Here is a 13,012-nt window from a genome sequence, read left to right as displayed (position 1 = left end):
AGTTAGCCTCTAAAGTAACGGCGAGGAACAAAAGGTAAGTCGCATACGGTTAATTCCACATTGCTGTTGCGTACTTGAGCGTAAACCGTAGAACCAATAATTGCTGCATCCGAATTGATTAAGGCCATGGCAATGGGTTTGCCCAGGCTGGGAGAAAAGCCGCCGCTGGTTACATGGCCCAGATGGCTGCCTTGTTCATCAACGATAAGCGCATTTTCACGGACCGGCGTTCGGGCTTTGACAATAAGTCCAGTACGTTGACGTTCAGAGCCGTTTTGCAATTGATAAAGAATCGTGCCGGCACCCGGAAAGCGCCGATTATTGCCATGAATAATCCAGTTTAAACCGGCTTCCACTGGCGTGATGGTTTCATTGAGCTCATGGCCGTATAAGCAAAGCCCGGCTTCCAGTCTTAAGGTATCTCTGGCGCCTAAGCCGATAAGCTCCACATCGGATTCGTTTAAAATCAGTTCGGCTAATTGATTGGCATGTTTGTTGGGAACAGAGATTTCAAAACCGTCTTCACCGGTATAACCGCTGCGACTGATCATGCAGCGGATGCCTTCAATTTCTGTATAAAAGGCGTGCATAAAGCTAAGTTCGCAAGCCTCCGGTGCCAGATTAAACAGGATGTTTGCCGCTTTTGGCCCCTGTAATGCCAATAAAGCATGCTCATTCAAAATCTGAAATTGGACACGGTCCGACAAATGTTTTTGTAAATGCTGAAAGTCTTTTTCCTTGCAGGCAGCATTGACTGTGATTGCAAGATGACTTTCAAACTTGGTGATGACAATATCGTCAATCGTGCCGCCGTCAGCGTTGGTGAAAACAGTATATTGCTGCTGGCCGTTATTCAAACGGGTAATATTTCCAGGGCAAAGTTTTTCCAATTCACCGGCTGCAGCCTCGCCTTTAACCAGGCATTGCCCCATGTGGGAAATGTCAAATAGTCCGGCGTGATTGCGGCAATGCAGGTGTTCCTGAATGATGCCTTTTTCATACTGCAAGGGCATTTCGTAACCGGCAAAGGCAATGAATCGGGCGCCTGATCGGGTATGCAAATCATTGAGGTGTGTTTTCTTTAAGCTTGTCACTGGAGTCATTAACCACAAAGATAAATGATTAGGAAAAACTACGGCAAACAGAAGTTGGTTGCCGTAGGGTGATGCGAAAAATTGTCTATGTATTATTCTTCATACCATAAAAATGATGCGGCTTCGGGTTTGTCTGTTGACTTGTTAAATCGGAACGCTACATCCTGAGGTCTTTTACCACACGAACAACTTCTTTATCGCCGGGAACCGGCTCAATCGAGAATCCCAGTTTTTTTACTAATGATAACATGGGCTTATTGATTGCCAGGACTTCGCCTTCGAAAAAGGATAAGCCTTTATATTTTGCCGTCTGCATTAATGTTTTCATCAAACGGGTTCCGATACCCATGCCGTGACAATCATCCGACACAACTAATGCGAACTCGACCGAATGCCCATCGGGATTGGTCATATAACGGCCGACGCCAAGTTCTTTGGATTTCCCTTTTTCCTCGGTCACTGCGATAAAGGCAATTTCGCGGTCATAATCGATTTGAGTAAACCGCACGACCATTTCAGGCGTTAATTCTTGCAATGCCTGCATAAAACGGAAATATTTGGTGCGTTCGGAAAGACGATGGACAAAGTCTTTCTCCATATCGGCATCTTCAGGCCGGACAGGTCTGATACAAATGTTGGCACCGGTCGGTAACTGATAATAGTGGATTAATTCATGCGGGTAAGGGTGAATCGTCATATGGCTGTACGGCGACAGCTGATGCGATATCTGCACTTTAATCCGGGCGTCGACCGCCATGACACCCCGGTCATCTACGATGAGCGGATTGATATCAAGTTCCAAAATTTCGGGTAATTCGCTGACCATGCTGGATACGCTGAGCAAGGTGTTAACCAGAGCTTTTATATTCGCTGCCGGTAATTGCCGGAAGGGTTTGAGGTATTTTGCCGCTTTGGTTTTGGCAATCATTTGCTCAACCATATACTCATTCAAAGGTGGTAATGCCACCGCCTTATCATTGAGAATTTCTACCATCGTTCCACCCAGGCCCACCGATATTGCTGGCCCGAAAACAGGGTCTCTGATGACGCCTATCATCAGTTCTCTGCCACTGTAAGAGCGATGCATCGGCTCGATGGTCATCGTCACTTCATCGACATCCGGGTATTTTTGTTTGATCAGGTTCTCCATCTCCGTATAGTGCATGGATACATCTTTGGCGCTGTTGATATTAAGCCGCACGCCCCCGATATCGGATTTATGTGAGAACTGAGACATATTCACTTTCAGCGCCACAGGAAAGCCCAAGGTTTCTGCGGCGATAATGGCTTCCTTGGCGTTATCCACCTTGACAGTGTGGTTGACCGGAATTTTAAATGCCGCCAGGATAGCTTTTGATTCCTGCGCAGTCATAACCTGACGTCCTTCAGCCAGAACGCGTTCAATGATCAGTCGTGAGCCCTCAACATCATGGGTAACCTGTTCGTTTTGGGCCGAGGGTATTTGCTTTAACAGAATTTGATTTTGTGTGTATCGCGCCAAAAAAGAGAAGGCATCAACCGCAACTTCCGGAGTACTGAAGTGGGCAACCCGGCTGTTGTCAAAGAGACGTCGTCCTTCCTGTACCCGATTGCCACCCGTCCAGGAAGCCAGAACAGGCTTTTGTGTGGTTTTGGACGCGCTGATAATTAATTCCGCAACCTGTTTGGAATCCGTCATTGCTTGCGGCGTTAAAATAATCAGTGCACCGTCTATATTTTTGTCCTTAAGGCAGATCTCCAGCGCGTTTTTATAACGTTCAGGCGTAGCATCACCTAGAATGTCAACCGGATTTGCATGAGACCAGTGAGGCGGCAATACCTTGTTGAGTGCTTCCAGACTCGCATCGCTCAGTTCAGCCATTTTCACGCCGACTTCCTCTGCGCGGTCGGTACTCATGACACCGGGTCCCCCCGCGTTCGTGATGATGGCCAGACGATTTTGTTTAACCGTATAGTTGTTGGCCAGCACCCTTGCGGCAGAAAACAGTTGGGCGATACTGTAAGCTCTTACCACGCCGGCTCTTTCAATCGCGGCATCAAAAACGTCATCACCTCCTATCATGGCTCCGGTATGAGACATAGCCGCTTTACAGCCACTTTCATGGCGCCCTGATTTGATCAAGATAACCGGTTTCAGCCGGGCTGCCGCTTTCAATCCGCTTAAAAAGCGCCTTGCATCCCTGATACCCTCGACATACATCAAAATTCCGGTAGTTTTGCTGTCTAACGCAAGATAATCCAGCACTTCTCCAAAATCTACATCCGCCGCGCCTCCCATAGAGACGACAGTCGAAAAGCCTATATCCATGGATTGAGCCCAATCCAGAATGGCGGTGCATACTGCGCCAGATTGTGAAAGTAGCGCCAGATTTCCGTCTTTAATGACGCCATCGCCAAAAGTGGCATTCAGGTGCCCGTTTGGACGAATGATACCCAGGCAATTAGGCCCGATAATTCTAATGCTGTAGCGATGCGCAATATCGAGAACTTCTTGCTGCAAATGTTTGCCGGCAGTGTCCTGCTCACCAAAACCGGCAGAGATGATGATGACTGAGCCAATTGATTTTTCTCCACATTGACGGATAATCCCGGGCACAGTCTGTGCCGGTGTCGCAATAACGGCCAATTCAATTTTTTCAGGTATTGCAGCCAAGTCAGGATAGGCTTTTAAGCCGCAGATCGTGTCGCGGTTCGGATTGACGGGATAAAGCCCGCCGCTAAAGCCGGCCTCTTGCATGTTGATCATGATCCGGTGGCCCACGCTTTCAGGCCGCTCCGTAGCCCCTACGACAGCGACGCTTCTAGGGGTGAAAAATGGACTCAGGTAATGGGGACCCATACAATTGCTCCAGGAGTTAAAAAAGTCGGTTATGATTAAAAGGTATCTTTAAATCATGGGGAATGGATAATTTTAAGCATAAGGGTTTGTCCTCCTGTCAATTGGAGTCAAACAGAAACTTTTGGCATTTGCAAAAGCTTAAATTAGCTATATCAGTTTTGGGATAATTCCTGAGAATTACTCCTTACATACTGAAAAATTGTTTGACTTTATTAAAGGTTCAGGATGAGCCTGTCGAGGACTGCCGTGAACCCCTCCATGGGGGCTAAACGGCAGCGTTCTCTGCTGCCGAACATCCTCGCCAAACGTACCCGCATCCTCTGATGCCAGACATTTTTTTCGATCAGATAGGAGTAAAGAGAGCAGTGGATCTGCCAAGTATAGTTATAATTTTGGTGGTAAATAAGCAGATCGTTATGTTACGGCTGAAAGTATAACATTAATATTTTTTATATGATTTGCCGCGAGTTGTTCCCGGTTGTTCCCAATGAAAATTTGTTGCCGGTAAGGTTCTGTATTGTAACTACTCGCCCGCTTTGAATTATAGGCGTAGGTGCTTGATTTCAAAGGACGCGTAAACACGTCCCTGTAGCTCTCTGCAACATCCCTGTTGCAGAAGCCTTTTCAATCAACCACCTACACCCAATAAAATTGGAGGAGGTGAGCAGATACCCTGTATTTTATATAAAATGCCTTGCTGATTTTGGTTAATTTACGTTGCTAAAAAAACCGCAGGAAATACCTACGTTGTTTAAGAAGTCGATGAGAGCGCGCGCCCGCTCATCAAAAAGGTATAATTCCGTGTTAGCGGTAATAACCTGAACAATCCAAAACAAATCAAAAATAGTTGAATATGTGCAAATTAACCAAATAGCCTGCATCTAGCAGATGAAGGTGAGCTGATTTTTTTTACTGACTGATGAGATTTTTTATGTGTTTTAGTGCAAATATGTCTTTGGGACTCGGTATCGCGGGGCTGGTTGCTTCAAGTCTAACAATCATGGATAAGGAAGAGGCTTTTTGGGTTCGCTTCGCTAGAGCTTATGCGATTTTTCATTTTTCTTTGATGGAATTTATTCAATACTTTGCTTATCCGGTTGCGGACCAATGTGGTTATGGGACCAATTTATTGTTGAGCGAATTATCTGCTTACCATATCAGTTTACAGGCGTTTGCCATTATGCCGGCTTTAGCAACCTATTCAACCGATAGAGATGCTCTTAAGAAAGCGGCAATGATAGGCACTTCAATGAGTATTTGCTTTTTGATGTTCACGCAATTGCCCAATGATTGGCAGTTATTTGGTATTGCGCCTAATTTTATCGGTAAGATGTTTTCATGTTTGTTCATGGGGCAGTATCACATCGGTTATGCCATTTCAAGCGCCTTTGGACTGATTGTTACCCATGGCTCCTTATTTGCGTTGGCATTCAGCGGATTTCTTTGGGAAAATAACTGGAAAATTTCATCCTACCATTTGGTGATGGCCATCATGACCTTGTTTATGCCGCAATGGTTACTCGGTGTTTCAACGGGAGAAGCGGCGGCAATCTATTGTTTTTACTCAATTCCTATTACAGCCAGTTTTATGCCTGCTTTCAAAAAGTATTTTGAGGCTCAGCCGAAAAACCAGTCTGTCTATAGTTATGAAAATGAATAGAACAGGCTGAAGTAGAGGCGTTGAATCAGCGCGGGGCGGGGGCGATTTATTTAGCGAGCTTTCCAGTGGATAGCCAGCCAAATAGTCAGTTCATCCGGCGATGTCCACTCAACCCGGTGCTTTTGATGGGCAGGTATCAGCAGATAGTCTCCCTTTACCAGTTTTAGCGGTTGAGTCGACTCTTCATAACGCAGCAACGCTTGGCCCTGCAGTATCAATATCCATTCGTCATGGCTTTGGTCGTACCATTCTTCATAAGGAGTGATATGACCATTGGATATGATGCGTTCAATTTTGATAATGTCGTTATTCATCAGATTTTCGATAATTTCCTCGGGTATTTGGGCGGGGATGTTGGCAAAAATATTTGTCATATTGATTTCCTGGCAATAAGCCGATTGACACAGCAATCACTTGGGGTTTTACTGAGCATTAAGAGGTCAGTTGTTTGAAATAATTGTCATTATTCAGCGTAGGTTGAGTTGCCTGCTTTTTCACAACCCAACAATTACCGCCATGGCCTTGAAATGTTGGGTTGGCTATCGCCAACCGCAACCTACAAGGTGCATCACTTTTGTTTTGGTGCTCCGCTGAATAAGTTACAAATAATTTACTATAAAGTCAGTCAGGTGGTTCATAGAACTGAATTTTTAAGGGGATAGGCGATGAATTTGAAAGAGATTGACTATAAGCATCTATTCGAAAGATGTCTGCAGAGTACACATCTGTTTAATAACTGGTTAGATAAATCACGTTATGTTGATTTTATTGTTTTATTGGCATTACGTCTTTATCTTGTCCCTGTTTTGTGGATGGCAGGATCAAAAAAGTTTATGAATTTTACCGAGACTGCCGAGTGGTTCGGTAATAGCGACTCGGGACTGGGATTGCCTTTACCTTATTTGATGGTATTTTTGGTAGCATTGATAGAAGTGTTGGGCGCTGTTTTCCTGCTGATTGGCTTTAGTGTTCGGGTTATTTCAATTCCGCTGATGGTCATCATGATAGTTGCAGGCGTTATGGTGCATCTTAAAAATGGCTGGCTGGCTATCGCAACAGGGTCAGGACTTTTTGCAACAGACAGAACGCGCTCAGCCATTGAAAGTTTGGAACAGGCAAAATCAATTTTGCAGCAATTCAGTAACTACGATGTATTGACAGAAAATGGAAGTTTCGTTGTCTTGAATAACGGAATTGAATTTGCGGCGACCTATTTTATTATGCTGCTGGTTTTGTTTTTTTACGGTGGTGGCCGTTATGTTTCAATCGATTATTGGCTGTCAATGCGTTACAAACAGGATGAATGATGATAATCAAAACGAAAGCCGCAATTCCTGAGCGAGAAGTTACCGATCAACGTGTTTTTGCTGCACGCAGGGCCATTATTAAAGCCGCCGCCGGAGCGGCTACTCTCTCTTTTCTGCCGGGCGAATCAGTGGCGGAGCAAAAAAAATATGCCAAAGTGCCGATAGGGCCTTATTCTGCTGATCTGAAGCCCAATGATTTTGAAGATGTTGCCGGTTACACCAATTACTACGAATTTTCGACGAATAAAACAGATTCAAGTGTGCTTGCCCAACGGCTGACGACGCGTCCATGGACGATTACCGTGGAAGGTGAATGCGAAAAGCCGGGAGTATTTGATCTGGATGATATTCTCAAAAATAATCCACTGGAGCAGCGTATTTACCGGTTCCGTTGTGTTGAAGCCTGGTCGATGGTTGTACCCTGGATAGGTTTTCCGCTAGCCGGTCTTTTAAAACAGTTTAAGCCCACCTCAAAAGCCAGGTTTGTTGAATTTACAACGCTTTATAACCCCTTCGTAATGGTTGGGCAGAAAAGTAAAGTGCTGGAATGGCCTTATAAAGAAGGCTTGAGAATTGATGAGGCGATGCATCCACTGACGTTAATGGCAACCGGGATGTATGATGACGAATTGCCCAAACAAAACGGTGCGCCACTGAGATTGATTGTGCCGTGGAAATATGGTTTCAAAAGTATTAAGGCGATCGTAAAAATCAAATTTCAGGAAAGCATGCCTCAAACCGCGTGGAACAAAAGTGCGTCTAATGAATACGGGTTTTATGCCAATGTCAATCCCAGCGTACCTCATCCTCGCTGGAGTCAGAGCCGTGAACGGGTCCTGGGAGCAGGCGTTTTTACGCCTAAAAGAGCCACCGAACTTTTTAACGGATACGGCTCGGAGGTGGCTTCGATCTATGTGGGTATGGATTTGAAGAGCAATTTCTGAGTAATCCAGCGTTACCGGTCAGATAGTTTGACAGCGGCTAATTATGGGCTTGCATTAAACAAAGGAGGATTGAATTTAAATCCGAAATGCTGCGGATCTTCGCCTATTACGGCAGCGGAAAAAATATAAAACACATAGTCTTTGGTTTCTTTCGGCAGTTCATATTGCTGAAGAAATTTCCAGAAGTTTTTCTCGCGTGGGTTATCCGGCATTCTATTAATCATTCCCTTCACCCGGTTATCACCGTAGTTGTAACTTGCCATAACCAGTAATCCTGAGGCTTGAGCCTCTGTGCTGTAGATATACCTCAAATATTTTATACCGGCTTGCGTGGCTTGATTAAAATCGAAGCGGCCGTCCAGTTCATCATACTCTGGCACGTTTGCCAAAGGTCCCGGTTCAACGCCGTATTGCTGCGCCGTACTTGCCAGCAGTTGCCAGGCGCCTTTGGCAACGCCATATTTAGTTTCCGGGCCAATTGCATAAGTATCGTAATTACTTTCCTGAAGGGGTAAATAAATAAAATAGAGCGGCATCCCGTGTTTTTTGAGGGTGTTGATCACAATCGGCAGTAAACTGTTTTTTTCCAGTGTTTCTATCGCGTTTTGGATTCTTGACGAACTTTGCCAGTATTGAATATATTTTCTCACTTCAAGCACAAAGTCTTCAGGCAGTTCTAATTCGCTTTCCCCCAGTTCCCTGGCGACCTTCGCAATCAATTCTTCCTCGTATTGGGCTTTTGTTGGAAACCTTAAGCGTAAGGAGTTGGCTTCTTCAACATACTGGCGGTATTTGGCTTTCATATTCGCCAATCTTTCCCGGTCCTGAAGCATGCGTTTTCTTTCCGCAGCCAGTTTTTCCTGTTCCAATTTCAGTTGTTCCTGTTCGATCCTCAACTTTTCAGTACTGATGGCCCGCAGGGTCTTTTCCAGTGTTTCCGCACTTTCTTCTAGCCTGATATCGGCCTGCGATAAACCGACTTCCAGCATTTTGATGTCATAGAACATGTCAATCGCCAGTGTGCGGGCATTGTTCAGAGCAATCTGCTGATAGGCTACCAATCCAGCGGACAACAAAAATAAACTTCCTAAGACCCCTATAATTTTTTTATAACCCTTTTTTCGAACGACCCGGTCTTCATGGATCAGCTTGCGAACCATCAATGTATAGTCACCCATATCGTCTGCCGCTTCCTCGGCGAGTAAGCGCGCTTTGATGTGGTCTTGAGATAAATTTCGTGCCGCATGGCTCTTTTCAACAGGCAAAGGTTCAGCAAGTAAGACTTTAACTTGCGTCTGATCGGCATTCTCAGCGTGTTTTGCCAGTTGGATTTTTAGTTGAATACCGGAAAGACCCACTGCAACAGAGCAGGGCAGATTTAGTTTTTCTTTTTGTTGAATCAGTCTGCCGTTGATATAAAGGCCATTCGCACTTTGCAGATTAAAAATCCACCATCCGCCGTTTTCCCATTTAACTTCCAGGTGATGACGGCTGACCACATCGCTTTTGATAACAATAGAATTATCCAACGAACGGCCTGCCGTAAATCGGCCGGAAAATGAGTAGGTGGCAATGGTTTCACCCTGAGAGCCCACCAAGCTTACATTTAGCGCGTCCGGTTTAAATATCACGGTACGATCTTCGTCAACCACTGCGGCGTTGGCCGATAAAGTGGGTTTAATAACGGTTTTGTCGTCATTCATGGCTATTTACCGGATTTGCAGTGGGGGTTGTAACTACCTATTAGCACACGTCGAAAGTTATTACAAAAGTTTCGAGTTTATAGCAGCAATTCCCGGTTTGATGATAAAAAAGGGAAGGTGTAAGCTTTGCGGGGATGTCGGGCCGTCAAGCTCCCATGGATGGGTTTACGGAGTTCCTAGCAAGGCTTACACCTTTCCTCAAAGCAACATTAAAAGCTCAAACTGTGAATCGCTGGAGCTTATAGCGTTGTAGTTACGATGACATGAGGCTTTCACCTGTCCGCAAATACTGTGCTTCCGTGAGAATGGCGGTGCATTAGGCTATCGCTAATGCACCATTTGGCCCTGTCATTTTTAGAATTAAGGCAGTTTGACGGGTCGGGTAAAAACAAAGTCTGACTCTTTTGCGCTGGTATGGCAGCTATGGCATTCATGGTCAAACTGAGCGTTCGTTCCGTAGGGTTTTTGATCCTTTCCTACCCAGCGCGCATAGCCCCAGCCATCATTGGCCTTAAACTTTTTGCTGTCTTTAAACATAAATTCAATATGTTCTTTATCGCCAGGAACTGTAGCGGCCGGCCAGAGCGGATGTTCGCTGTCCTTCCATACCAGTTTGGCCAGGATTGTGCCGTCCGGCCAAGGATTGGTTTGACCGCTACGGGCCGCCTTGATCGCTACACTATTACCCAGAATGACCCGTAATGAGTTTTTATCGGTTCTATGCGAGATGCCTAAAACCGGCCAGTCCTTATAGTTTTTTGGAATTTGTAAGCCGTTAGGTGCTGGCTGAGTATTTGTTTGTTCACTCGCAACCGGTTGTGCAAATGCGAACATCATGGCAGGTATCAGCCACGGGAAAAGCCACTTGGATTTAACAGACATAAGGATCCCCTCGTGTAAATGGTTCATTGAAAAGCCGGTAGAGCGCTTCGGTAATTAAGTTTTAAGCAACCGTACGATAACGGGGTAAGCCGTGTCCGGCGGATTAACTCACATTGAAACCGGGAGGAATAGCTTCCCCGTTCAGTGATTCAGTTTCAACATGATCAACACGCGCAGTGATGGGGCCTTTGTAGCACCACTTGATCAATTGATCAACGGCATCTTCTGAGCCTGATGCAACGATTTCAACTCGGCCATCGGAAAGATTTTTCGCATACCCTGTAATACCGAGATTCTTGGCTTTCTTTTGGGTAAAGGCTCGAAAATAAACGCCTTGCACTCGCCCTGACACCAATATCCTGACTTGTTTTAGCATTTTTGAATTCTCCAGCAATAATGGATTTTTGGATTTCTGGCAAAATCATCCGGCAGTGTTGCTGCCGATATATCTTCGATCACCAGTCCCGAGAGTGCCTCATGGTCCATTTTAAAGCGTCGAAAGTTAGTGGAAAAATAGAGTACACCCGTCGTAGCCAAAAGCGCTGCGGCATCTGAAATCAATTCTACATGATCGTTTTGAATATCGAACACATCTTCCATCCGTTTTGAGTTGGAAAATGTAGGAGGATCCAGAAATATGAGATCGTATTGCCGTTTTTTATAGAGCCGGTCCGCTTCAGTCTGTAACCAGGTTTTGCAATCGGCCTGAATAATTTCGTGGTTGCCTTTTATGCCATTCAACGCCAGATTTTTCTGAGCCCAATCCAGGTAGGTTTTTGACATGTCGACGGTGGTAGTCGACTGAGCGCCGCCCATTGCCGCATGAACCGTAGCGCTCCCGGTATAAGCAAACAGATTCAGAAAACGTTTGCCTTTGGCTTCCCGCTGAATTCTGGCACGGATCGGCCTGTGGTCCAAGAACAAGCCCGTGTCCAGGTAATCTTCAAAATTGACCAGCAGTTTACATCCCGCTTCTTCAATGACATGAAACCGGCCTTGATCGCCCTGCTTTTCATACTGATCCTTGTTTTGCTTTTTACGCCTGATTTTCAAAAAAACCTGATCAGCGGGAATCGAAAACAGCTTGGGTATTTCTGCTATAACGCTGGCCAGCCGCTGATCGGCTTTGTCTGGGTCTATCGTTTTTGGCGGTTCATATTCCTGAACATTAATCCAGGTTTTATCACCTTGGTATAGGTCAACTGCGACAGCATATTCCGGCAGATCTGCATCATAAACGCGATAACAATGAATATTCTGCAGCTTTGCCCATTTCGTCAGTTTTTTAAGGTTTTTTCTTACCCGGTTGGAAAACATTTCAGCGCTGTTGTCGACTGATTCAGACGGGGTGTTTTGAGCAAGTTGAAACAGCTTTTCTTCTCTGTTTTTGGGCTTCGGTATAAAGAACGCAGTCTCATCCACTGTAAGGCGCAACAGTGTGCATTCCAGGGCTCCATTATAAAGTGTGATGGGTTTTTGTGAGCGTATGCCCAGCCTGAAGCCAAGTTCTGAGTTGCTGATAATCAGTGCGACTCGCCAGCCTGTAAAGCGGCTTTTTAATATATCGCCGAATTGCCGGTAAAGTTCGGATGTTGAGTCCTCATCCCCCAAGCGTTCGCCATACGGTGGATTGCACACCAGCAATCCCGGTTGCCAGTCGGCTGCGGGCTCTGCATCGACAATGTCACGGCGTTCGACATGAATTTTCCGGCTCAAGCCGGCGTTATCGATATGCGTCAATGCCGCATTGATACTTTGGCTGCTTTTATCAAAACCGGCAATGACCGGCAGTTTTTCAATGCCGGTGTTTTTGCGTAATTCCGCTTCACTGAGCAAATTTTGCCATAATGCGGCGTCATGTTTTTTCCAGCCTAAAAAGCCATAATGCGTTCTCAGCAAGCCGGGCGCATAATCAGCCGCCATCATTGCGGCTTCGACCAGTAAGGTACCTGAGCCGCACATCGGGTCTATCAGTGTACCGTTTTGTTTGGCTATGTCAGGCCACCCAGCGCGCAGCAGGATGGCGGCGGCCAGATTTTCTTTTATCGGCGCCTTGACTTGCGTATCACGATAGCCCCTTTTATGTAAGCTTTCTCCGGAAAGATCCAGGCTCAATTGCGCGTTTTCGCCATTCAGATAGACATTGATGCGTATTGTCGGTTGTTCCGTGTCTATATTGGGGCGTTTGTTGAATTTGGCGCGCATTTGGTCGACGATAGCATCTTTGACTTTAAGCGCACCAAAGTGCGTGTTGTTTATTGCTTTGGAGTTTTTGGCGCTGAAAGTCACCGCCATTGAATCGTCCGGTTTCATATGTTCGAACCAGTTGATTTGTTTTACGCCGTTATACAGATCATCCTGATGGTTGACAGGAAAGCTGCTCAGTACCAGTAAAACCCGGTTGGCAATTCTAGACCACAGGCAGACCCGGTAAGCGGTTTCCAGTGAGCCTTCAAAGGCAACACCGGCTACTGTTAACTTGGCATCAGTTATACCTAATTGTTTAAGTTCCTCAGCCAGAATCTGCTCCATGGCTTTGGGTGTAGTGGCAAACAATTGAAACGTATTCATATGCTTGGGGCT

Annotated in this window: 10 protein-coding genes; 3 read left to right on the top strand and 7 right to left on the bottom strand. The window is 45.7% G+C overall.

The genetic code is table 11. From position 1 onward, the window contains the following. Positions 1 to 2: 2 nt before the first annotated feature. Positions 3 to 1,103 carry a glycine cleavage system aminomethyltransferase GcvT gene (gene gcvT / locus GO003_RS04500; RefSeq protein ID WP_159657810.1) on the bottom strand — a complete coding sequence of 367 codons (1,101 nt, stop codon included), beginning with the start codon at positions 1,101 to 1,103 and terminating at the stop codon, positions 3 to 5. Positions 1,104 to 1,251: 148 nt separating this feature from the next. Then, entirely contained in the window at positions 1,252 to 3,933 is a 2,682-nt protein-coding gene (locus GO003_RS04495; RefSeq protein WP_159657812.1) for a bifunctional acetate--CoA ligase family protein/GNAT family N-acetyltransferase, read from the bottom strand. 931 nt (positions 3,934 to 4,864) lie between these two features. Here GO003_RS04495 and GO003_RS04490 point away from each other — a divergent pair. Beyond that, complete coding sequence (locus tag GO003_RS04490; RefSeq protein ID WP_159657814.1) at positions 4,865 to 5,593, top strand: DUF5765 domain-containing protein; 729 nt, start codon at positions 4,865 to 4,867, stop codon at positions 5,591 to 5,593. Positions 5,594 to 5,643: 50 nt separating this feature from the next. Here the strand turns inward: GO003_RS04490 and GO003_RS04485 are convergent, their stop codons facing one another. Next, on the bottom strand, positions 5,644 to 5,967 hold the full coding sequence (locus GO003_RS04485; RefSeq protein WP_206444712.1) for a cupin domain-containing protein: 324 nt from the start codon (positions 5,965 to 5,967) through the stop codon (positions 5,644 to 5,646). Between the two features lie 291 nt (positions 5,968 to 6,258). Between GO003_RS04485 and GO003_RS04480 the strand changes: the two genes are divergently transcribed. Then, on the top strand, positions 6,259 to 6,900 hold the full coding sequence (locus GO003_RS04480; protein WP_159657816.1) for an HvfX family Cu-binding RiPP maturation protein: 642 nt from the start codon (positions 6,259 to 6,261) through the stop codon (positions 6,898 to 6,900). Between the two features lie 2 nt (positions 6,901 to 6,902). Further along, positions 6,903 to 7,844, top strand: a complete 942-nt coding sequence (msrP, locus tag GO003_RS04475; protein ID WP_407942111.1) for a protein-methionine-sulfoxide reductase catalytic subunit MsrP — start codon at positions 6,903 to 6,905, stop codon at positions 7,842 to 7,844. 41 nt (positions 7,845 to 7,885) lie between these two features. Here msrP and GO003_RS04470 read toward each other — a convergent pair whose 3' ends face one another. The 4 genes from GO003_RS04470 to rlmKL form a co-directional block, all read right to left on the bottom strand. Further along, positions 7,886 to 9,547: an FHA domain-containing protein gene (locus GO003_RS04470; RefSeq protein ID WP_159657820.1), complete on the bottom strand. Its 1,662-nt coding sequence runs from the start codon at positions 9,545 to 9,547 to the stop codon at positions 7,886 to 7,888. Between the two features lie 360 nt (positions 9,548 to 9,907). Further along, entirely contained in the window at positions 9,908 to 10,429 is a 522-nt protein-coding gene (locus GO003_RS04465) for a cytochrome P460 family protein (protein WP_231088818.1), read from the bottom strand. 103 nt (positions 10,430 to 10,532) lie between these two features. Then, the gene (gene yccX, locus GO003_RS04460) at positions 10,533 to 10,805 is read right to left on the bottom strand and encodes an acylphosphatase (RefSeq protein WP_159657822.1); all 273 of its coding nucleotides are present in this window, start codon (positions 10,803 to 10,805) and stop codon (positions 10,533 to 10,535) included. Continuing rightward, positions 10,799 to 13,000, bottom strand: a complete 2,202-nt coding sequence (rlmKL, locus tag GO003_RS04455; RefSeq protein ID WP_159657824.1) for a bifunctional 23S rRNA (guanine(2069)-N(7))-methyltransferase RlmK/23S rRNA (guanine(2445)-N(2))-methyltransferase RlmL — start codon at positions 12,998 to 13,000, stop codon at positions 10,799 to 10,801. The genes yccX and rlmKL overlap by 7 nt, the downstream gene beginning before the upstream one ends. Between the last annotated feature and the right edge of the window lie 12 nt (positions 13,001 to 13,012).

The organism is Methylicorpusculum oleiharenae, from assembly GCF_009828925.2.
GTDB lineage: Bacteria > Pseudomonadota > Gammaproteobacteria > Methylococcales > Methylomonadaceae > Methylicorpusculum > Methylicorpusculum oleiharenae.
The sequence above is the reverse complement of the archived record's forward strand: the minus strand, read 5'-3'. Positions and strand labels throughout refer to the sequence as shown.